At 70.5% G+C, this 21,336-nt stretch carries 18 protein-coding genes; 13 read left to right on the top strand and 5 right to left on the bottom strand.

Annotated features, from left to right (window positions below):
• Window positions 1-12 precede the first annotated feature (12 nt).
• From AAIB33_RS07590 to AAIB33_RS07575, 4 genes are all read left to right on the top strand, one after another.
• The gene (locus tag AAIB33_RS07590; protein ID WP_345802935.1) at window positions 13-1,821 is read left to right on the top strand and encodes an acetolactate synthase large subunit; all 1,809 of its coding nucleotides are present in this window, start codon (window positions 13-15) and stop codon (window positions 1,819-1,821) included.
• 3 nt (window positions 1,822-1,824) lie between these two features.
• Window positions 1,825-2,334 (top strand): acetolactate synthase small subunit, encoded by a 510-nt coding sequence (gene ilvN, locus AAIB33_RS07585; protein ID WP_345802934.1) that lies wholly within the window; start codon window positions 1,825-1,827, stop codon window positions 2,332-2,334.
• 73 nt (window positions 2,335-2,407) lie between these two features.
• The gene (gene ilvC / locus AAIB33_RS07580) at window positions 2,408-3,433 is read left to right on the top strand and encodes a ketol-acid reductoisomerase (protein ID WP_345802933.1); all 1,026 of its coding nucleotides are present in this window, start codon (window positions 2,408-2,410) and stop codon (window positions 3,431-3,433) included.
• Window positions 3,434-3,600: 167 nt separating this feature from the next.
• Entirely contained in the window at window positions 3,601-4,443 is an 843-nt protein-coding gene (locus tag AAIB33_RS07575) for a peptidoglycan-binding protein (protein WP_345802932.1), read from the top strand.
• Window positions 4,444-4,446: 3 nt separating this feature from the next.
• Here AAIB33_RS07575 and AAIB33_RS07570 read toward each other — a convergent pair whose 3' ends face one another.
• Window positions 4,447-8,601: a BTAD domain-containing putative transcriptional regulator gene (locus tag AAIB33_RS07570; protein WP_345802931.1), complete on the bottom strand. Its 4,155-nt coding sequence runs from the start codon at window positions 8,599-8,601 to the stop codon at window positions 4,447-4,449.
• 157 nt (window positions 8,602-8,758) lie between these two features.
• Here AAIB33_RS07570 and AAIB33_RS07565 point away from each other — a divergent pair, with 157 nt between their 5' ends.
• Window positions 8,759-9,064: a hypothetical protein gene (locus AAIB33_RS07565; RefSeq protein ID WP_345802930.1), complete on the top strand. Its 306-nt coding sequence runs from the start codon at window positions 8,759-8,761 to the stop codon at window positions 9,062-9,064.
• A gap of 133 nt (window positions 9,065-9,197) precedes the next feature.
• On the opposite strand, the gene AAIB33_RS07560 is transcribed toward AAIB33_RS07565, so the two are convergent.
• Window positions 9,198-10,034, bottom strand: coding sequence for a class II glutamine amidotransferase (locus AAIB33_RS07560; RefSeq protein WP_345802929.1), 837 nt, complete (start codon window positions 10,032-10,034; stop codon window positions 9,198-9,200).
• 115 nt (window positions 10,035-10,149) lie between these two features.
• Here AAIB33_RS07560 and AAIB33_RS07555 point away from each other — a divergent pair, with 115 nt between their 5' ends.
• Window positions 10,150-10,704 carry a DNA polymerase III subunit gamma/tau gene (locus tag AAIB33_RS07555; protein ID WP_345802928.1) on the top strand — a complete coding sequence of 185 codons (555 nt, stop codon included), beginning with the start codon at window positions 10,150-10,152 and terminating at the stop codon, window positions 10,702-10,704.
• Window positions 10,701-11,048 carry a bacitracin resistance protein gene (locus tag AAIB33_RS07550; RefSeq protein ID WP_345802927.1) on the top strand — a complete coding sequence of 116 codons (348 nt, stop codon included), beginning with the start codon at window positions 10,701-10,703 and terminating at the stop codon, window positions 11,046-11,048. Before AAIB33_RS07555 ends, AAIB33_RS07550 begins: the two co-directional genes overlap by 4 nt.
• 8 nt (window positions 11,049-11,056) lie before the next feature.
• On the opposite strand, the gene AAIB33_RS07545 is transcribed toward AAIB33_RS07550, so the two are convergent.
• Window positions 11,057-11,761, bottom strand: coding sequence for a hypothetical protein (locus AAIB33_RS07545; protein WP_345802926.1), 705 nt, complete (start codon window positions 11,759-11,761; stop codon window positions 11,057-11,059).
• Window positions 11,762-11,938: 177 nt separating this feature from the next.
• Between AAIB33_RS07545 and serA the strand changes: the two genes are divergently transcribed.
• Window positions 11,939-13,543 (top strand): phosphoglycerate dehydrogenase, encoded by a 1,605-nt coding sequence (serA, locus tag AAIB33_RS07540; RefSeq protein WP_345802925.1) that lies wholly within the window; start codon window positions 11,939-11,941, stop codon window positions 13,541-13,543.
• Window positions 13,544-13,682: 139 nt separating this feature from the next.
• Here serA and AAIB33_RS07535 read toward each other — a convergent pair whose 3' ends face one another.
• Entirely contained in the window at window positions 13,683-14,231 is a 549-nt protein-coding gene (locus AAIB33_RS07535; RefSeq protein ID WP_345802924.1) for a TetR/AcrR family transcriptional regulator, read from the bottom strand.
• A gap of 77 nt (window positions 14,232-14,308) precedes the next feature.
• Between AAIB33_RS07535 and AAIB33_RS07530 the strand changes: the two genes are divergently transcribed.
• The 5 genes from AAIB33_RS07530 to AAIB33_RS07510 all read left to right on the top strand — a co-directional run bounded on the left by AAIB33_RS07530 (window position 14,309) and on the right by AAIB33_RS07510 (window position 20,236).
• The gene (locus AAIB33_RS07530; protein ID WP_345802923.1) at window positions 14,309-15,859 is read left to right on the top strand and encodes an MFS transporter; all 1,551 of its coding nucleotides are present in this window, start codon (window positions 14,309-14,311) and stop codon (window positions 15,857-15,859) included.
• 30 nt (window positions 15,860-15,889) lie between these two features.
• A complete protein-coding gene (locus tag AAIB33_RS07525) occupies window positions 15,890-16,942 on the top strand; it encodes a 3-isopropylmalate dehydrogenase (protein ID WP_345802922.1) in 1,053 nt (350 codons plus the stop codon).
• 55 nt (window positions 16,943-16,997) lie between these two features.
• Window positions 16,998-18,104, top strand: a complete 1,107-nt coding sequence (locus AAIB33_RS07520) for a branched-chain amino acid aminotransferase (RefSeq protein WP_345802921.1) — start codon at window positions 16,998-17,000, stop codon at window positions 18,102-18,104.
• Window positions 18,105-18,194: 90 nt separating this feature from the next.
• The gene (locus AAIB33_RS07515; protein WP_345802920.1) at window positions 18,195-18,962 is read left to right on the top strand and encodes a fumarylacetoacetate hydrolase family protein; all 768 of its coding nucleotides are present in this window, start codon (window positions 18,195-18,197) and stop codon (window positions 18,960-18,962) included.
• A gap of 11 nt (window positions 18,963-18,973) precedes the next feature.
• The gene (locus AAIB33_RS07510; protein WP_345802919.1) at window positions 18,974-20,236 is read left to right on the top strand and encodes an MFS transporter; all 1,263 of its coding nucleotides are present in this window, start codon (window positions 18,974-18,976) and stop codon (window positions 20,234-20,236) included.
• A gap of 7 nt (window positions 20,237-20,243) precedes the next feature.
• On the opposite strand, the gene AAIB33_RS07505 is transcribed toward AAIB33_RS07510, so the two are convergent.
• Window positions 20,244-21,305: an aminotransferase class V-fold PLP-dependent enzyme gene (locus AAIB33_RS07505; RefSeq protein ID WP_345802918.1), complete on the bottom strand. Its 1,062-nt coding sequence runs from the start codon at window positions 21,303-21,305 to the stop codon at window positions 20,244-20,246.
• Window positions 21,306-21,336 lie beyond the last annotated feature (31 nt).

Raw genomic sequence — 21,336 nt, 5'->3', positions numbered from 1 at the left:
AAGGTCCCCATCATGTCCGCCGACTCCGTCACGGCCGTGCCACGGCCGCCCGCCCGAACCGCGTCCTCCGCTGCGCCGGTGCTCACCGGCGCGGAGGCGGTCGTCCGCTCGCTCGAACTGCTGGGGGTGACCGACGTGTTCGGTCTTCCCGGCGGAGCGATCCTCCCCGTCTACGACCCGCTCATGGACACGTCCGAGATCCGTCACGTGCTCGTGCGCCACGAGCAGGGCGCCGGCCACGCGGCCGAAGGCTATGCCGCGGCATCCGGTCGCACCGGCGTCGCGATCGCGACGTCCGGTCCCGGCGCGACGAACCTCGTCACGGCGATCGCCGACGCCTACATGGACTCGGTGCCGATCGTCTGCATCACCGGTCAGGTCTTCTCCAACCTCATGGGGACGGATGCCTTCCAGGAGGCCGACATCGTGGGCATCACGATGCCGATCACCAAGCACTCCTTCCTCGTGAAGCGTCCGGAGGACATCCCCGGCGCCATCGCCGCCGCCTTCGAGGTCGCGAGCACGGGCCGCCCCGGTCCGGTGCTCGTGGACATCACGAAGGACGCGCAGCAGGCCGAGGCGCCGTTCATCTGGCCGCCCAAGGTCGACCTCCCCGGCTACCGGCCGGTGACGAAGGCCCACGGCAAGCAGATCCAGGCGGCGGCTCAGCTGCTCGCCGGCGCCAAGAAGCCCGTGCTGTACGTGGGCGGCGGCGTCATCCGTGCGCACGCCTCGGCCGAGCTGAAGACCCTCGCCGAGACGACGAACGCGCCGGTCGTGACGACGCTCATGGCGCGCGGCGCCTTCCCCGACTCGCACCCGCAGCACCTCGGCATGCCCGGCATGCACGGCACGGTGCCCGCGGTCCTCGCGCTGCAGGAGGCCGACCTCCTCATCGCGCTCGGCGCCCGCTTCGACGACCGCGTCACCGGCAAGGCGGCGCTCTTCGCGCCGAACGCGCAGGTCGTGCACGTCGACATCGACCCCGCCGAGATCTCGAAGATCCGCACCGCCGACGTGCCGATCGTGGGCGACGTGCGCGATGTGCTCGTCGACCTCGAGGGCGCCTACCGGGCCGCGACCGAGGACTCGGCACCCGACATCGCGGAGTGGTGGTCGTTCCTCGACGGCCTGCGCGACGAGTTCCCGCTCGGCTACACGCAGCCGAGCGACGGCCTCATGTCGCCGCAGTACGTCATCTCGCGCATCGGCGAGCTGACCGGACCCGAGGGCGTCTTCGCCGCGGGCGTCGGACAGCACCAGATGTGGGCCGCGCAGTTCATCAAGTACGAGCGTCCCAACTCGTGGCTCAACTCCGGCGGCGCCGGCACGATGGGCTACTCGGTGCCCGCCGCGATGGGCGCGAAGGTGGCCGAGCCGGACCGCGTCGTGTGGGCGATCGACGGCGACGGCTGCTTCCAGATGACCAATCAGGAGCTCGCCACCTGCGCGATCAACAACATCCCGATCAAGGTCGCGATCATCAACAACTCCTCGCTCGGCATGGTGCGCCAGTGGCAGACGCTCTTCTACGACGGCCGCTACTCGCACACCAACCTCAACACCGGCCACGGCACGGTGCGCATCCCCGACTTCGTCAAGCTCGCGGAGGCGTACGGCTGCCTTGCGATCCGCGTCGAGAAGGAGGAGGACGTGGATGCCGCGATCATCACGGCCATCGAGACGAACGACCGCCCGGTCGTGATCGACTTCGTCGTGAGCGCCGACGCGATGGTGTGGCCGATGGTGCCGCAGGGCGTCAGCAACAGCTACATCCAGTACGCGCGCGACCACGCGCCGGCGTTCGAGCAGGAGGACTGAGCCATGCCCAGCCACGTGCTGAGCCTCCTCGTGGAGGACAAGCCGGGTCTGCTGACCCGCGTCGCAGGCCTGTTCGCCCGCCGCGGCTTCAACATCGAGTCGCTCGCCGTAGGCGTCACCGAGGTGCCGGGTCTGTCGCGGATCACGGTCGTCGTGGACGTGGACGAGCTCCCGCTCGAGCAGGTGACGAAGCAGCTCAACAAGCTCGTCAACGTCATCAAGATCGTCGAGCTCGACCAGACCGCGTCGGTGCAGCGTGAGCACATGCTCATCAAGGTGCGCGCGGACAACGCGACGCGATCCAACGTGCTGGAGGTCGTCAACCTCTTCCGCGCGCAGATCGTCGACTACGCGCCCGACGCGCTCGTGGTCGAGGTGACGGGCGACAAGGGCAAGGTCGAGGCCTTCCTCCGCGCCCTCGAGCCCTTCGGCATCAAGGAGCTCGCCCAGTCGGGCCTGCTCGCGATCGGCCGCGGCGGCAAGAGCATCACCGAGCGCGTCCTGCGCGGCTGAGACCCCCGACTCATCACACCCAAGGTCCCCGAGCCTGTCGAGGGGCCGGACCACATCAAGGAGAAACACGAAGATGGCTGAACTCTTCTACGACGCCGACGCCGACCTCGGCCTCATCCAGAGCAAGAAGGTCGCGATCGTCGGCTACGGCTCGCAGGGCCACGCCCACGCGCAGAACCTGCGCGACTCGGGCGTCGAGGTCGTCATCGCCCTCAAGGAGGGCTCCAAGTCGACCGAGAAGGCCCAGGACGAGGGCTTCGAGGTCAAGTCGGTCGCCGACGCGGCCGAGTGGGCCGACGTCATCATGATCCTCGCGCCGGACCAGCACCAGCGCGGCATCTACAACGACCACATCAAGGCGGCCCTGAAGCCCGGCAAGGCGCTCGCCTTCGCGCACGGCTTCAACATCCGCTTCGGCTACATCGAGGCGCCCGAGGGCGTCGACGTGATCCTCATCGCCCCGAAGGCCCCCGGCCACACGGTGCGTCGCGAGTACGTCGCCGGCCGCGGCATCCCGGACATCATCGCTGTGGAGCAGGATGCCTCGGGCCAGGCGTGGGACCTCGCGCTGTCGTACGCGAAGGCCATCGGCGGAACGCGCGCCGGTGTCATCAAGACGACGTTCACGGAAGAGACCGAGACCGACCTCTTCGGCGAGCAGGCCGTCCTCTGCGGCGGCGTGTCGCAGCTCGTCGAGTACGGCTTCGAGACCCTCACCGAGGCCGGCTACCAGCCGCAGATCGCCTACTTCGAGGTGCTGCACGAGCTCAAGCTCATCGTCGACCTCATGTGGGAGGGCGGCATCGCCAAGCAGCGCTGGTCGGTCTCCGACACGGCCGAGTACGGCGACTACGTCTCGGGCCCGCGCGTCATCGACCCGCGCGTCAAGGAGAACATGAAGGGCGTGCTCGCCGACATCCAGTCGGGCGCCTTCGCCAAGCGCTTCATCGACGACCAGGACAACGGCGCCAAGGAGTTCTACGAGCTCCGCGAGAAGGCCGCGCAGCACCCCATCGAGGGCGTCGGCCGCGACCTGCGCGCGCTGTTCGCGTGGAAGCAGCAGGACGAGGACTACACCGAGGGCTCGGCCGCCCGCTGACCCTCGTCTGAAGACCAGCCGGCATACCCGCTCGGCTTTCGCCGGCCGTCGTCGCCCCCACCCGGAGTGACGGCGGCCGGTTTTTCGCGTGCGCTCCGGCGCTGCCCGCCGCTAGCCTCGGGTCAGGGGGATCGCTCCGATCCGGGGGAGACGGGACAGGAGCAGAGATGAACGTCGAGCCGTGGAGCACGGTCGGTGAAGGAGCCATCGGCTCCTTGGTGGAGGGGATCCAGTACCTGCTGCGGGCGCGCGGGCACTCGCTCGACGCGGATGGGGTGTTCGGGCCCGTCACGCGGGCGGCCGTCACGGCGCTGCAGAACGCCGAGGGGCTGCCGGCCGACGGAGTCGTCGGCCCGGTGACGTGGCCGCGTCTCGTCGTCCCGACGAGCCAGGGCTCGACGGGCGACGCCGTGCTCGCCGTGCAGCAGTTCGGGCTCCTGCAGTCGCCCGGCGATTCGCCGCTCGTGCCGGACGGCGCGTTCGGTCCCGCGACGAAGGAGAAGGTCGAGTTCTTCCAGTGGTCGTGGGGGCTCACGATCGACGGCGTCGCCGGCCGGGAGACGTGGTCGTTCCTGAGCACCCTGCAGCCGGGCCCTCGCCCGTGGGCGCTCGTCAAGCAGGGGGCCGCGCAGGCGACCAACTGGCGCGTGCTCGCGGCGCAGCACCTGCTCCGTGCCCACGGAGCGTCGATCGTCGCCGACGGAGCCTTCGGGCCGGCAAGCGGCGCAGCCGTGACCGCGTACCAGCAGACGCTCCGGGCGACCGAGATCTCGACGACCCTCGGACAGCTCGACTGGCCGGCCATCGTGGTCACGGTGCACAAGGGCGACCACGGCGAGGCCGTCAAGGCGCTGCAGACCCTCCTCCCGGGCGAGCTCGTCGTGGACGGCGATTTCGGACCGAAGACGGATGCCGCGGTGCGGGAGTATCAGCAGATGTTCGCGCAGCCGGCAGACGGCATCGTCGGGCCAGTGACCTGGCATTCGCTCATGCTGCAGATCTTCGACTGAGCGCTAACCGAGCGCGGCGCACGTCGCGACACGCGGCTCGCCGGGGAAGTACGTGTTCCACTCCGCCGGCCTGAACTCGCGGCCGGCGAGTGCGCACGCGGCCTTCGCCTCCGAGGACGGTCGCAGGTCCCAGGCGAGCACGCCCGCGGGCGAGTTGGTCAGAAGCGTCTTGCCGTCCGCGGTCAGGAAGCCGCCCGGCCAGCCGAGGGGCGTATCGCCGTCGATCGCGTCGCCGAGCGGGATGTCTGCCGCGAGGTCGTAGAGCCGGACCCGGTTGTTGCCCGCCGAGTTGAGGAGCGTCCGCTCGTCGAGGGAGTCGGTGAGGTAGACGCTTCCGCCGTCGGACTGGGCGAGGGTCGAGATCGGCTGCAACGAGTTCGGATCGACGCGCTCGATGGATTCGTCGCCGACCGCGATGATGGTGCCGGCATCCGTCACGAGCGACGTGTTGCGACCGGGGATGCCCTGCGAGAGGAGATGTCCGTCGGCCAGGCGGAAGAGCGCCGTCTGCGCGTATCCCAGGTTGTCGTCCCACCAGTTGACGGCGACCGTCGAGCCGTCGGCCGACTCGCTGATGCCGCCGACTCTGTCAACATTCGCGTTCGCGATGACGAGCGGCTTGCCGGTCTGCTCACCGGTCGAGGGGTCGAATGCGACGACCTTGCCGTCGAAGAAGACGAAGGCGTGCGGTCCCCATCCGCCCTCGTACAGGGCGAAGTCGTCCGGCAGCCCGGCGATCCGATAGGGATACGTCGCGCCCGTGGAGATCTTCTCGAGCGTGTATCCCTTTCCCTCGGTGTAGGCCTCGACGACGTCGCTGGAGAGCATCGTGATGCCGTCGACGGCGGCCCCGTGCGGCGCCCCGGTGCGGAGGTCGCGCAGCTGCGCGGGGCCGTCCTCCAGGGGCCTGGTCACCATGAACCGTCCGTCGGCGCCGGGTGGATCCGTGATGGCCTGTCCCGGCGCGAGCGCCGCGACGGCGGCACCGCTGCCGTCGAGCCGCCAGCGCATCCAGCCCGCGCCGGAGACGGTGTCGATCAGCAGCGTGCGGTCGTCGATCGCGTAGATCGGCTGCGTCGTGCCCGTCTGCGATCGCACGAGGCGGCTCGTGGGAAGCCCCGTCTCCGGGTCGAGCACGGTGATCTTGTCGAGCGACGAGCAGACGAGGGTGCCGCGCGGCGTCTGAACGAGGAATCGGCACACGTCGCCCCTCGTCACGGGTCGCTCCCACAGGACCTCGGCCGAGGGGAGGGAGATCTTGGCGAGGCCGTCCCGGCCGGCGGAGAAGAGATGGCCTGCTCGATCGGCGAGGAGCACGCCGTCGGCGTAGTTCGCCGAGAGCGGGATCGATCGCACGAGGGCGAGCGTGCGACGGTCGAAGAGGTCCACGCGGTCGGCGACCGCGGTGGCCACGAGGTCGGCGTCCACGACCGCCACCCCGTTGTACAGGCCGCCCTGACCGGAGAAGTCTCCGAACGCGGCCGGGCTCGACGTGCGGACGTCGCCGGTGCGCGTATCGATCGCGATGAGGTCGCCGGTGAGCGGATGCACGAGGTAGGCGACCGATCCGTCCTGACCGAGATCGATGAACGTGCTCGTCCGCATCTTGAGGATCTGGCTTCCCGGCAGCACCGTCCCCGCGGCGAGATCGACGAAGGTGAGCTGATTCCAGCAGCAGGTGGCGTGCTCGGGGTCGACCGAGACGCCGCTCTGGACGACGCCGACCCGCCCGTCGCCGCTGACGTAGACGTCGCTCGAGTTGTCCCGCCACTTGTTCGTCACGCTCACGTCGATGTCGAGCGTGCGCAGGACTCGACCGGTCGCAATGTCCACGATCTCGAGCGCCGCGCCGGCTGAGCCGTCGCGCACCATGAGCGCAGCGCCCGTGCCCGGAATCACGGCGAGCCTCGTCGTGTCGGCGCCCGTCACGCGATGCGTGTCGAGCAGGCCATCGGCCGACTCGATCGTGCCGAGCAGCGCCGACCGCACGCGCGGATCCTGTGGCCAGCGCCGATATGCCTCCGCCGCCAGCAGGGCCGCGGCATCCCGATCCGTCGACCGGAGCGAGAGCGAGGTCGCCACGACCGCCTCGATCTTGGCGTCCTCGGCGGCCGCGGCGGCGTCCTGCCCGCGCACGACCGCGAGGCTTCCCGCGACGACGGCGGCGACGAGAAGGAGGCCCGCGACCCCCAGCGCGGCCCTCAGCACGCGGTTTCGGCGCTTCTCCTGTGCGGCGCGGTCGCGGAGCTCGTGCACGACGCCCTGTGCGTGCACGTCGGATGCCGTCAGGAACTCGCGCTCGACCTCGGTGAGGTCGGGCCGCGCGACCTCCTGCCAGGTCAGCGCGCTGTGCAGGCGCGCCCCGCGCAGCAGGTCGTCGTCGTCGCGTCCGCCGGTGTGCCAGGCGGCAGCAGCCCCCTCGACGGAGCGCAGGGTGCGCGCGCCGTCGGCGTCCTCTTCGAGCCATGCGTCGAGGCGCGGCCACGCCGAGGCGACCGCCTCGTGCGCCACGATGATCGCGTCGCCGTCGAAGGTCACGAGCCGGGCACGGGTGAGTCCCTCCAGCACGCGGCGCCGGGCGGGATGGGCGAGCAGGGGTTCGGCGGGCACCCTCCGGCGCGTCGAGACTCCGTCGGCGCCGCGGTCCACGAGACGCAGCAGCAGGGAGCGGCACACCGCCTGATCGTCGGGCGAGAGCACGCGGAAGGCCTCTTCCGCCGACTGAGCGATCGCGCCGGGGATGCCGCCCGAGCGCTGGTAGCCGTCGACCGTCAGCGTCGCCCCCTCCCGGCGCGCCCAGGTCTCCTGCATCGCGTGGGAGAGGTGGGGGAGCGTCGACGACCGGTCGCCCGCGTCGCGCACCGCGACTTCGACGAGGCCGGGCTCGAGGATCAGTCCCGCATGACGCGCCGGCTGCTCGATCGCGCTGCGGTACGCGGCATCCGTCAATCCGCCGAGCAGGTACACGCCGCGGCCGACGTCGTCGCCGATGCGGGGCAGGGCGCGAAGACCGTCGAGACCGTCGGAGCGGGTCGTGGCCAGCAGCGTGCCGCCCGCCCCGAGGAAAGCCGCCGCGATCGCACAGAACTCTGCGATGTCGTCTGAGAGGAGCAGCTCTTCGGCCTGGTCGATCGCGACGACCTGCGCACGCTCCGTCGCATGACGGAGGGCGCTCGAGCCGCCCACGCTCGGCCGGATCACCTCGACGACGCTGCCGCGCGCCCGCAGCCGCGGGATGAGGCCGGCGAGCATGAGCGAGGACTTTCCCGTGCCGGAGGCGCCGGCGATCGTCACGACGCCCCCCGGTGCGACGCGGTCGAGCAGCGTCTCGATGTCGGCATCCCGACCGAAGAAGACCTCGGCATCGTCGGGACCGAAGGGCCGCAGACCGGGGTACGGGCACACGCCGATCGTGGCGGGCAGGGGTGTCGGGGCATCGAGGGCAGGGTCGCGCCGCAGCATCGCGAGCTCGAGCGCGGCCAGCCGAGGGCCGGGCTCGATGCCGAGCTCGTCGGCGAGCCGCTCGCGCGCGCGGCGCACGACGGCGAGCGCCTCGGCCTGCCGGTTGGCGCGGTAGTTGGCGAGCGCCACGATCGCCCACCGGTCCTCGCGGAGCGGCTGCTCGCGCAGCAGTCGCTCCGCGTCGGCGATGACGGACCGGTGCTCGCCGGCGGCGAGCCGCGCGTCGAGCAGCTCCTCCTCGGCGCTCGCCCGGATCTCACCCAGCCGCATGGCCTCGACGACGCCGGGCTCCCAGCGTGAGACGTCCTGCAGCGGAGCGCCGCGCCACAGCGCGAGGGCCCGCCCGTAGGCATCCACCGCCCGATCCTGCTCGCCGCGGAGCGCGTGGCCGCGGGCTGTCGAGACGAGCCGCTCGAAGCGGACGGCGTCGATGGAGTCCGGGTCGAGCCCGAGGCGGTACTCCCAGCCGAGCGTCTCGATGCTGCTGCGCCCGAGGCGGCCCCGGATGCGCGCGACGGAGTTGCGGATCTGCTGCTCCCACGTGCGCGGAGGAGTCTCGCCCCACCAGGCTTCCGCCAGCTCGGCGGGCGCGATGGTCGACCCCGCGCGCACGATGAGGGCGGACAGCACGGTCCGTTCACGAGGGCTGAGCGGATCGGTGCCGGTTTCGAGTGGGCCGAGCACCTTCACGACCATGAGGGAAGTGTCGACCCGTCGGAGCAGCGGGGTCAACGGGTGCGCGCGACGACGGATATCGGCCGGATATCGCCGGAGCAGGCGTCGGATATGCCCTGACGACACCGTCGATATCGAACGACCGGCCGATCAGCGACCGGCGGAAGGAGACGGAATCATGAACACCTCAATCGCAGCTCGCGTCCTGGTCGTCTCGGCGATCGTGGGAGCGACTCTCGGACTCGCGGGATGCCAGACCGCGACCCTTCCTTCGGGGCCGCAGCCGATCATGGCGCCCCACCAGGCACCCGTCGACCACGCCCTCGGGCAGGAATACGCGGGCCGGCCCGCCGACCGGGTCGCAGAGGAGCTCCAGCGGCGGGTCGCGGCGGGCGAGCTGCCGTCGTCGACGTGTCTGCGGTACTCCGTCGTCGAGCACCCCGACGGCGGCTACCACCTCGTCTGCACCATGACGACGCGGTGATGCGTCTCAGGGTTGGGAGTCGGGGGTCGAGCGCGTCACTTCCCTGCGGACGCGGCGTCGCCGACACGGGCGCTCGCAGGAAAGTGCGGCTCTCGCGTTCGCACGCACAGCGACAGGCCGCAGCATCCTGAGGTCAGGCGGCCAGGAACGGCTCCGTGTGGAACTCGTCGGCGTCGAGCACGGTGACCGTCGACTCCGCCACCTCGATGAACGCGCCGGGAAGGTCGGAGAGGGGTTCGGACACGACGACCCGCGCGCGTGCCCCGAACCGGCGCAGCCTCTCGTTGTGCGGGTAGGTCTCCTGAAGCGTCGCCATGTCGGCGGAGTGGAAGAGGGTCCGCGATCGGTGTGCGGTCGAATAGCGGAAGGCCCACAGCGTGCGGCCGTCGCTCACGGCGAACGTGCCCTGGACGGCATCCCGGATGCCGTGGGCTTCGGCGGTCTGCTCCACGAATCGGATGGCGCGCCCCAGTCCCTTGACGGGATCCTCCTGCAGCCCGTGAGTCACCGCGAGGTTGAACAGCACCTCGGAATCGGTCGTGCCGCGGATGTGCGGGAACAGCTCCGGGTCGACCGCGAGCATGAGGTCGCGCCGCAGCCGCGAGAAGTGCGCGAGCCCGCCGTTGTGCATGAAGAGCCAGTGGCCGTGCCGGAACGGGTGGCAGTTCGTCTGCTGGATCGGCGGCGCCGCCGCAGCGCGCACGTGCGCGAGGAAGAGCGGGCTCTCGATGGCCTGCGTCAGCTCCCGCAGGTTCTCGTCGTGCCACGCCGGCTCGATGCTGTGGAACAGGGCCGGCGGTGTGCCGGGCGCGGCATCCTTCCCATACCACCCGACCCCGAAGCCGTCGCCGTTCACCGTCTCGAAGCCGAGCGGGGAGTTGAGCGACTGCGCGACGAGCGAGTGCTTCGTCTCGAGGATGAGAGCGGACGGCTGCAGCGGTTCTCCCGCGTAGGCGAGCCAGCGGCACATGCCATCACCTCCGGTGTCGCGGCGCCTGCGGTGGCGCCGTGCACGCCGAGGCTATCGGCGGGGGAGGGTCCGCGTCATCCCGTTCGGGCGGCGACCGCGCCGCTACGCTGGGGGAGTGACCCGCGGACGTGACGATGACGCCCTGAGCTGGGACGGCGACGACGACCCGACGCTCGACGTCGGCACGGCGGATTTCGAGGACGAGGATGCTGCGCGTGAGCCGCATCCCGTGTCCGCCGCGGTCGGCGACCCGCCCGAGAGCGAACACTCCGCTTCCGTGCGCGACCCGGATGCGCGATCCGACGTCGATCCGGTCCCCGGGCCCGTCGAGGGGGCGAAGCCCCAGCCCTCCGACGACGAAGACCTCGATCGCCGGCAGCTGAGCAACGCGTCGCTCATCGGCATCGGCATCCTCGCGGGGGTCTATCTGCTGCTGACGATCGGATGGCTGCTCGGTGCGGCGCGGCTTCAGCTCGTCGCGTCCCTGTTCCTCGAGCCCGCCGCCTTCCAGATCACCCTGTGGCTCGCCGTCGCCGCCTTGCCGCTGTGGTTCCTCACCGTGTTCTGGTTGACGCGCACGACACGCTCGTGGGTGCGGTTCGTCCTCCTCGTCGCAGGCGCCGTGCTCCTCATCCCCTGGCCGTTCGTCCTCGCGGGAGCCGCCCTGTGACCACCGTCGACACCCCTGTCCGACGGCCCGCGCTGCCGGTCTGGCTCATCGTCACGATCGCCGGGGTCTTCGCGCTGCTCTACGCCTACGTCGTGTGGACGGCGCTCGCCTTCCTCATCCAGCAGGCGAGCGGGGTCGAGGGACTGAGCGGCTACGGCTGGTTCGTGCTGCTCCTGCCGATCGTGTTCCCGATCGTCGTCTTCGGTGCGGCCTTCGCGATCGGCTGGCGCCGCCGTGCCGGTCAGTTCGCGATGGTGATGCTCACGGGACTCGCCCTCGTGGCTGCGTTCTGGCTGAACATCTTCGCGTACGCGGCCGCCTCGACCGCCCTGTACGGAGGCTGACGCACTCCTCAGGTGAACGCGTTCACCGCACGCGCGACGATCAGGCCGAACAGCGCGAGCGCGATCGTCGACTGCACGAGCATCGAGTACTTCGCGCGGAGGCTCAGCGGCATGACGTCCGTCGGGCTGAACGCGGTCGAGTTCGTGAAGGCCAGATGCAGGTAATCGAGGAACACCGGTCGCCAGCCTCGCGGCGCGATCTCGGGGTTCAGGTGCTGCGTGAAGGCGAAATCGCCGGGCGCGTGGCGCGAGTGGCGCCGAGCGGGGCCGCCTCCGTCGAGCAGCCAGTAGAGCAGAGCGAACGACAGCACGTTCCCGAGCCACACGAGTGCTCCGGATGCGAGGAGCAGCGCAGGCTCGTCGGCGAGCTTCGATCCCCAGATCAGGTCGTTGATCAGTCGGACGGTGGCCCAGAGCGCAGAGATGACCATGAGGGCGACGAGGATGACGGCGGTGGGATGCAGCCATCGGCGCTGCTTCTTCAGATCCGCCGGCCGGCCGAAGATCAGCACCAGGATGATCGCGACCTCCACGAGAGGAAGCAGCCAGGGCACGTCGAGGATCTCGCCGCTCGGCAGCCAGAGCCGGTCGGCGACGTTGAGGACGAGGAAGACGAAGACCGCGATCGCAGGCGGCCAATGCGACTCGTCGAAGAACGAGTGCTCGCCCTGGCCGGCATCCGCCGACACCGGCTCGGCATCTGAGGGGTCCATCGCGGCAGGAGCCTACCGCCGCGGTACGCGCTCGGCGGGTATTGGGGGCGCACCGGCGTCACACGGTCGGGGCGTCACTCGGGGGCACGGTAGGCTGACACCGCCGGCCCCGACGCTGTGCGGCACGGCATTCCCACCGCTTCTGCCTCCGTGCACCGCTTTCGAAGGTCTTCCGCCGTGTCCAAGCCTGTCGTCCTGATCGCCGAAGAACTCTCACCCGCCACGATCGACGCCCTCGGCCCCGACTTCGACGTGCGCAACGTCGACGGAACCGACCGTCCCGCCCTGCTGTCGGCCCTCGCCGACGCGAACGCTGTGCTCATCCGCTCCGCGACCCGCATCGACGAGGAGGCGATCGCCGCAGCGCCCGCCCTCAAGGTCGTCGCGCGCGCCGGCGTCGGACTCGACAACGTCGACATCAAGGCAGCCACGACCGCCGGCGTCATGGTCGTGAACGCCCCGACCTCGAACGTCATCTCGGCCGCCGAGCTGACGGTCGGCCACATCCTCAGCCTCGCTCGGCACATCCCCGCGGCCCACGCGTCGCTCGCGGCCGGTCAGTGGAAGCGCAGCTCGTTCACCGGCACGGAGCTCTTCGAGAAGACCGTCGGCATCTTCGGGCTCGGCCGCATCGGCGCCCTCGTCGCCGAGCGCCTCAAGGCCTTCGGCGTGCGCGTCGTGGGCTACGACCCCTACATCACGCCCACGCGCGCGCAGCAGCTGGGCGTCGAGCTGCTCTCGTTCGACGATGTCCTCCGGCAGAGCGACTTCGTCACGGTGCACATGCCGAAGACGCCCGAGACGACCGGCATGATCTCCACCGCCCAGTTCGCGCTCATGAAGCCCTCGGCCTACGTCGTCAACGTCGCGCGCGGTGGTCTCATCGACGAGGAGGCGCTGCACGAGGCCCTCACCTCGGGTCGCATCGCCGGCGCGGGGCTCGATGTCTTCACGAGCGAGCCGCCCAAGCCCGACACCGCCGCGGCGCGTCTCGTCGCGCTGCCCAACGTCGTCGGCACGCCGCACCTGGGAGCGAGCACCGATGAGGCGCAGGAGAAGGCGGGCGTCTCGGTCGCGCGCTCGGTCAAGCTCGCCCTCGAGGGCGACCTCGTGCCGGACGCCGTCAACGTCGCCGGCGGCGTCATCGACCCGTTCGTGCGCCCCGGCATCGCGCTCGTCGAGATGCTCGGCCAGTTCTTCGCCGGCCTCTCGCACTCGGCGCTCACGAGCCTCGACATCGAGGTGCGCGGCGAGCTCGCAGCCTACGACGTCAGCGTGTACCGCCTCGCGGCCCTCAAGGGGATCTTCACGAACATCGTGAGCGAGAACGTCTCGTACGTGAACGCGCCGCTGTTCGCGGAGCAGCGCGGCATCGAGACTCGTCTGATCGTCGAGGCGGAGAGCCCGCAGTACCGCAACATCACGATCCTCCGCGGCACGCTCGCCGACGGCACGGTGCTCACGGTCGAGGGCACACTCGCCGGTACGCGCATGGTGCCCAAGGTCGTCGGCATCAACGGCTACGAGATCGAGGTGCCGTTCGAGAAGTACCACGTCGTCATGCGCTACGCCGACCGTCCCGGCATCGTGGCGATCTACGGCAAGGAGCTCGGCGACGCGCAGATCAACATCGCCGGTCTGCAGGTCGCACACCCCGACGCCAGCGGCCGGGCCCTCTCGGTGCTCACCGTCGACTCGCCGGTGCCCGACGGCATCCTCGAGGAGATGCGCAAGGCCGTCGGCGCCGACCTCTTCCGGCAGATCGAGATCGCCGAAGTCTGACACGGTGAGGGATGCCTCGGCCGAGGCATCCCTCAGCTTCCGGCCGCGCAGCGTTCGCTTCCGGCCGCGCAGCGTTCGCTTCCGGCCGCGCAGCGTTCGCGTCCGGCCCGCGCAGAGGTCCCGTCAGGCCGCCCAGGGCTCAGGACTCCCGTGCGGCCCGCTCCACGAGCTCGACGAGGGCATCCATGGCGGCGCCGCGCGGCACCGGGCCCGGGATCGCTCCGCCCGACAGGGCGTTGTTGAAGTAGAGCCCGTCGCCCACGAGCATCACGAGGTCGAGAGCCGTCTCGTCCCTCGTCTCCGAGCGGAGGGCGTCCGCCCAGCGGTCGCGGATGCCGCGGAGCGCCTCCGCCGCGGGCGCACTACCGCCCTGAGCGAGCCGCGACACCGCGAGCACCGCCCGGTCCAGCGGGTCGTTCTCCATGGCGGAGGATCGCAGGAAGTAGGCGATGGGCCCCTCGGGTGCGGCGGCCATCGCCGCGACATCCTCGTCGACGAGCTCACTGAGCCGCTCGATGACCCCGGCTTCGAGGGCGTCCTTCGACGAGAAGTGGTACAGCAGACCGCCCTTGGACACGCCGGCGACCTTGGCCGTGGCATCCATCGTCGCCGCTCGCTCGCCCTGCTCGACCAGCAGCCCTTCGAACGCGTCGAGCACGCTCTCGCGGGCGCGGGGAGGTCGGCTCATGCACTCGATGCTATCCGGCGGCCCGTGTGGCGGTGGGGGAGAGGCGCCTGATACTATACCGGCTGGACGGTTTAGAAATGATGACACTCACGCAGGAACTCCGCATCGCCGACGAGCGCGCCGAGCGCGTCGGCTGGCGCGGCTGGGCGGCGCTCGTCGTGCTCATGCTGCCCGTGCTGCTCGTCTCGGTCGACAACACCGTGCTGAGCTTCGCGCTGCCCCAGATCGCGCTGGACCTCGAGCCGTCGGGGATCGAGCAGCTGTGGATCATCGACGCCTACCCGCTGGTGCTCGCGAGCCTGCTCGTCACGATGGGCACGCTGGGCGACCGGTTCGGACGTCGACGGATGCTGCTCATCGGCGCCACCGGCTTCGCCCTCGTCTCGGCGGGCGCCGCCTTCGCCCCGACCGCCGCGTGGCTCATCGCCGCCCGTGCGGGGATGGGCGTCTTCGGCGCGATGCTCATGCCGTCGACGCTGTCGCTGCTGCGCAGCATCTTCACCGACCGCGATCAGCGCCGTCTCGCCATCGCCATCTGGGCCTCGATGTTCTCGGCGGGGTCCGCCCTCGGGCCGATCGTGGGCGGCTTCCTCCTCGCGCACTTCGCGTGGGGGTCGGTCTTCCTCATGGCGGTGCCTGTGCTCGTCCCGCTTCTCGTGCTCGCGCCGATCCTCGTGCCCGAGAGCCGCGACCCGAATCCGGGTCGCATCGATCCGCTCAGCATCGCGCTGTCGCTCGGCACGATGGTGCCGATCGTCTACGGCATCAAGGAGCTCGCCGTGCACGGCATGAGCTGGACGATCGCCACGCTGTTCGCGGTGGGGCTGGGGTTCGGCATCCTGTTCGTCCGTCGACAGCTCCGCGCCGAGACGCCCATGCTCGACATGCGGCTCTTCCAGCGCGCCACCTTCACCGGCGCGCTCCTGGTCAATCTGCTGAGTGTCATCGCGCTCGTCGGCTTCCTCTTCTTCGTCGCGCAGCACCTGCAGCTCATCGTGGGGCTGAGCCCCATGGAGGCGGGCCTCGCGCTCGTTCCGGGTCTCGGCGCGATGATCGTCGCGGGTCTCGTCGTCGTGCCGATCTCCAAGCGGTTCTCGCCGCGTGTCGTGGTGCCGGCAGCCCTCGTCCTGTCGATCGCCGGCTACGTCACGATCGCCGTCGTCGCGGGAACTGACAGCCTCGCCGCCATCATCGGCGCGTTCGTCGCCCTCGGCATCGGGATCGGGATGGCCGAGACGGTGTCGAACGAGCTCATCCTCTCGAGTGCGCCCCCGGCGAAGGCGGGCGCTGCGAGCGCGGTGTCCGAGACGGCATACGAGCTCGGCGCGGTCCTCGGCACGGCGATCCTCGGCGGCCTGCTCACGGCCCTCTACCGGGCAGGTCTGGTGCTTCCGGAAGGACTCGCCCCCGCCGCCGCCGACGCGTCGCGCGAGACGCTCGCGGGGGCGATGCACACGGCTGATTCGCTGGGCGGCAGCCTCGGCGATGCGGTTCGGGATGCCGCATCCCACGCCTTCGACGCGGGCGTCACGACGACGGCGCTCATCGGCGCGGTTCTCGTGGCGATCGCGGCCGTCGTCGCGGCCACTACCCTGGGAAGGTCCCGCACCGCGCCCGCCGAGCACTGACCGCGTGCGCGCCCCCCAGCAAGGAGAGCAATGTCGCGCGTCGTCAAGCTTGCCGTCATCCCGGGTGACGGCATCGGTCCCGAGGTCATCGCCGAGGCGGAGAAGGTGCTGGATGCCGCGACCGCGGGAAGCGGCATCCGGTTCGACAAGACGCACTTCTCGCTGGGAGCCGCGCGGTTCCTCGAGACCGGCGACACGCTGACGGATGCCGACCTCGACGCGATCAAGGGGCACGACGCGATCCTCCTGGGCGCCGTCGGGGGAGTGCCCGGCGACCCGCGTCTGAAGGACGCGAACATCGAGCGCGGGCTCCTGCTGAAGCTGCGCTTCGAGCTCGACCACTACGTGAACCTCCGACCCTCGAAGCTGTACGACGGGGCTCCGGGTCCGCTGGCCGAGCCCGGCGACATCGACTTCGTCGTCGTGCGGGAGGGAACCGAGGGACCGTACGTCGGCAACGGCGGTTCGATCCGCCGCGGCACGCCGAACGAGGTCGCCAACGAGACCTCCGTGAATACGGCCTTCGGCGTCGAACGCGTCGTGCGCTACGCGTTCGACCTCGCGGAGCGCCGTCGCAAGAAGCTCACACTCGTGCACAAGACGAACGTCCTCGTGCACGCGGGCGGCATCTGGAAGCGCGTCGTCGACGAGGTGGCGAAAGAGCATCCCGAAGTCGCCGTAGACTACATCCACGTCGACGCGGCCACGATCTACCTGGTCACGAACCCCGGTCGCTTCGACGTGATCGTCACCGACAACCTCTTCGGCGACATCCTGACTGACCTGGCCGGCGCCGTCACCGGTGGCATCGGCCTCGCCGCTTCGGGCAACATCAACCCCGACGGCGCGTTCCCCTCGATGTTCGAGCCCGTGCACGGTTCGGCGCCCGACATCGCAGGACAGCAGAAGGCCGATCCCACGGCCGCGATCCTGTCCATCGCCCTGCTGCTCGACCACCTCGGGCTGCCAGGCGACGCCGACCGCGTGACCCGCGCGGTCGAGGACGACATCGCCTCCCGCGGAGCCTCCGCCCGCACCACCGCAGAGATCGGCGACGCGATCGCCGCGCGTCTCCAGGCGTAACCTGGAACACGCGCCGCCGACGTCGCCGCACCAGACATCTCAGTCAGGACACGACATGACCCTCATCGATTCCGACCCCGACACCGGACTCGCCCCGCTCGAGTTCGCCATCACGAAGAACCTCGCCGCCAAGAGCCCTGCTCAGCGCGAGGAGATCCTCGTCAATCCCGGCTTCGGCACGAGCTTCACCGACCACATGGTCGACATCTGCTGGTCGGTGAACGGCGGGTGGCACCGTCCCCGCGTCTCGCCGTACGGGCCGATCACGCTCGACCCCGCCGCAGCCGTGCTGCACTACGGGCAGGAGATCTTCGAGGGGATCAAGGCGTACCGGCACGCCGACGGATCGATCCACACGTTCCGGCCCGACCAGAACGCACGTCGCCTGCAGCGCTCGGCGCGGCGCCTCGCGCTGCCGGAGCTGCCCGCCCCGTACTTCATCCAGTCGCTGCGTGAGCTCATCGCCGTCGACGGTGCCTGGGTGCCGTCGGGTGAGGACCAGAGCCTGTACCTCCGGCCCTTCATGTTCGCCAAGGAGGCGTTCCTCGGCGTGCGGCCCGCGCACAAGGTCGCCTACTACCTCATCGCCTCGCCGGCGGGCGCCTACTTCAAGGGCGGGCTCAAGCCCGTCTCCATCTGGCTCAGCGAAGACTACGCGCGCGCCGGCAAGGGCGGCACGGGTGCGGCGAAGACGGGCGGCAACTACGCCGCCAGCCTGCTGCCGCAGTCGGAGGCGTACGAGAACGAGTGCGACCAGGTCGTCTTCCTCGATCAGGACCGCAACGTCGAGGAGCTCGGCGGCATGAACATCGTCTTCGTCTACAAGGACGGCACGATCGTCACGCCGCAGTCCGACTCGATCCTCGAGGGCATCACGCGCGACTCGATCCTGCAGCTCGCGATCGACCGCGGCCACAAGGTCGAGGGGCGGGCCGTCTCGTTCGACGAGTGGCGTCGGGGCGTCGCCTCCGGCGACATCGTCGAGGTGTTCGCCTGCGGCACGGCCGCCGTCGTGACGCCGATCGGCCTCCTCAAGGGCAAGGACTTCCTCGACGAGCAGCCGTCGGGTGAGCTGGCGCTGTCGCTGCGCGAAGAGCTCACCGACATCCAGTACGGCCGTCGCGAAGACAAGCACGGCTGGCTGCTGCGCCTCGACGCCTGACACGCTTCACACAGAGGGACGGATGCCGACGGCATCCGTCCCTCTGCCGTTCCGCTGTCGCGTGTCGGGCACGTGAGTAGGCTCGATGCCGTGAGGATCGCCCGCTTCAGTCACCAGGACGCCATCCGCTTCGGCATCGTCGACGAGGGTGAGCTCGTCGTCCTCGCGGGAGACCCGATGTTCGCGGGGTACGAGACGACGGGGGAGCGCGTGCCGCTCGGTGACGTCGCGCTGCTCGCGCCCGTCATCCCGCGCTCGAAGGTCGTATGCGTCGGGCGCAACTACCGCGAGCACGCTGCGGAGCTCGGCAACGAGGTGCCCGCGGCACCGATGCTGTTCTTCAAGCCGAACACCGCCGTCGTCGGGCCCGGCGATGCCGTCGCGCTGCCCGCGCACTCCGACTTCATCAGCTTCGAGGGTGAGCTCGCCGCGGTCATCGGCCGTGTCGCCAAGAACGTCCCGGCCGCGAGCGCGCTCGAGTACGTCTTCGGCTACACGATCGCGAACGACCTGACGGCCCGCGACTGGCAGAAGACCGACGGCCAGTGGGCCCGGGCGAAGGGCTTCGACACGTCGTGCCCCCTCGGCCCCGCGATCGAGACGGAGTTCGACGTCAACGGCGATGCCGTCATCACGACGCGTCTCAACGGCGACGTGCGTCAGCAGGGCCCGATCAGCGACATGATCTTCTCGCTCGGCGAGATCATCGAGTTCGCGTCCGCCGCCTTCACCCTGCTGCCGGGCGACGTGATCCTCACGGGCACGCCCGCGGGCGTCGGCCAGATCGTCGCGGGCGACACCGTCGAGGTCGAGATCTCGGGCCTCGGCATCCTGCGCAACACCGCTCGCGCTGCCTGACGGCGGTCGCCATGACACAGGACGAGAGAATGGATGCCGCGGCCGGCGCCGCCGCAGACGTCTCGGCCGTCCAGCGTCGCACCGTCTGGGTGCTGTCCATCGGGCAGGTGCTGGGGGGACTCGCCTTCGGCGTGACGATCTCGCTGGGCACCGTCATCGCGGCGGCCGTCTCCGGCGACGAGGCCTACGCAGGGCTCGCGACGGCCGCGATCACTCTCGGGACGGCCCTCCTCGCCGTCCCGCTCGCGGCGTTCGCGCGGCGGTTCGGCCGTCGCCGTTCGCTCGCGTCGGGAATGGCGATCGCTCTCATCGGCGTCGTGCTCGTCGTCACGGCCGTTCGCATCGGCTCGTTCCCGCTGCTGCTGGTTGCCTTCCTCCTCATCGGCGCGGGTCAGGCCGCCAACCTGCAGTCGCGGTTCGCCGCCACAGATCTCGCTACCGATCGCTCGCGCGGTCGCGACCTGTCCATCGTCGTGTGGGCCACGACCATCGGGGCCGTGCTCGGCCCCAATCTCACGGCGCCGGGGGAGAAGCTCGGCGCGCTGTTCGGCATGCCGACGCTGACCGGCGCCTACGTCTTCACCCTCGCCGCGCAGGTGCTCGGCATCCTGCTGTATCTCGTGGCGCTGCGGCCCGATCCGCTGCTCCTCGCACAGCGGGTCGTCGCGGAGCGTGCCGCCGCCCGGACGGCGGAGGCCATCGCGAAGCCGGATCGCCCGGTCGTGGCCCGGTACGCGATCTTCGCCGTAGCGGCGGCCCACGGCGTCATGGTGTCGGTCATGGCGATGACGCCCGTGCATCTGCTGCACCACGGCGCGGATCTCACCATCATCGGCATGACGATCAGCCTGCATATCGCCGGCATGTACGCGCTGTCGCCGGTGTTCGGCATCCTGGCCGACCGCATCGGCCGCGTGCAGACGATCCTCCTCGGTCAGGGTCTGCTCGTCGCGGCGCTCCTCACGGCGTCGTTCGGCCAGGATTCGAACACCTCGGTGACGATCGGCCTCATCCTGCTCGGGCTGGGCTGGAGCGCCTCGACCGTCGCGGGTTCGGCGCTGCTGACCGAGGCCTCGTCGGAGGAGCGGCGCACCCGCCGTCAGGGCATCAGCGACTTCACCATGAGCATCGTGGGGGCGGGTGGCGCGGTGCTCGCCGGCATCATCCTCGGCGCCATCGGCTACGGCGGGCTCGCGTTCGTCGTCGGCATCGCCGTCGTGGCGGTCGCCGCGCTGTCGCCGATCGCCCTTCGGAGCCGCGCTTCCGTGCGCTGAGCGTCGATCAGCGACCGAGTGCCGCGCAGGCGAGCTCGACGTCGTGCTCGTCATTGAAGACGTGGAAGGCGACGCGTGCCCGGCCTGCGCGCCCCGAGGCTGTGATCCCTGCCGCCGTCAGCCGGGCGAGATCGCATCCGTCGGGATCGGCCCACGTCACGATGGCGCTCGCGCGCTCGGGCTGCGTGAGGCCGAGCCGGAACCGGAAGGCGGCGGCCAGACCTGTCGCGTGGGCGTAGAGGGCTTCTGGGTCGAGGTGCGCGAAGAGGGCGAGCGCGGGCTCCGCCCCGACGAAGGCCTGCCAGGCGGGCGAGACGTCGAGGCGCCGCGCATCGACGGCGAGGCGGACGTCGGTGCCGTAACAGGACGTCCAGGGGTCGTCGCCCGCGTACCAGCCGGCGAAGAGGGGAGGGATGCTGCGCCCGAACTCCTCCGACACCGCGAGGAACGCCACGCCCCGCGGGGCGCACAGCCACTTGTAGGCGTGGCAGACGAGCGCGTCGAACATCGTCGCGTCGACCGGGAGCCACCCCGCCGCCTGGGTCGCGTCGCAGAAGGTGCGGGCGCCGTGGCGGCGCGCGGCATCCACGATCGCCTCCGCGTCGGCGACGTCTCCCGTGGCCGATTGCACGAGCGAGAACGCGACGAGGGCGGTGTCCCGGCGGATCTCCGCCGCGAGATTGGCGAGAGGGACGGTCCGCACATGGATGCCGCGCCCCGCGTGGACGAACGGCAGCACGACCGACGAGAAGTCGCCCTCCGGCGCGAGCACCTCGGCGCCGTCCGGCAGTGCGGCGGCGACGAGCGCCGCGAAGGGGGAGATCTGCGATCCGATCGCGACGCGGCCACGCTCGATGCCGACGAGCCGCGAGAAGTGATCGCGCGAGCGCTCCACGAGCGCCGAGTACGACATCGGGTCGGGACGTCCGTTCGCAGCCGCGTCGAGGTCGGCCACGATGGCGTCGCGCGAGACGCGGGGCGGGAGTCCGACCGTGCAGGCTGCGAGGTAGCCGCGCCCGCCTGCGAACTGCGACTGGGCGGTGACGAGTGGGGCGATCGCGAGGGGCATGTTTCGAGTGTGCGGGTGTGGCATCCATTGG

The sequence above is a fragment of the Microbacterium sp. AZCO genome (genome assembly GCF_039614715.1).
Taxonomy (GTDB): Bacteria; Actinomycetota; Actinomycetes; order Actinomycetales; family Microbacteriaceae; genus Microbacterium.
Note: the sequence above shows the minus strand (reverse complement) of the source record. Positions and strands in the feature narration are given on the sequence as shown.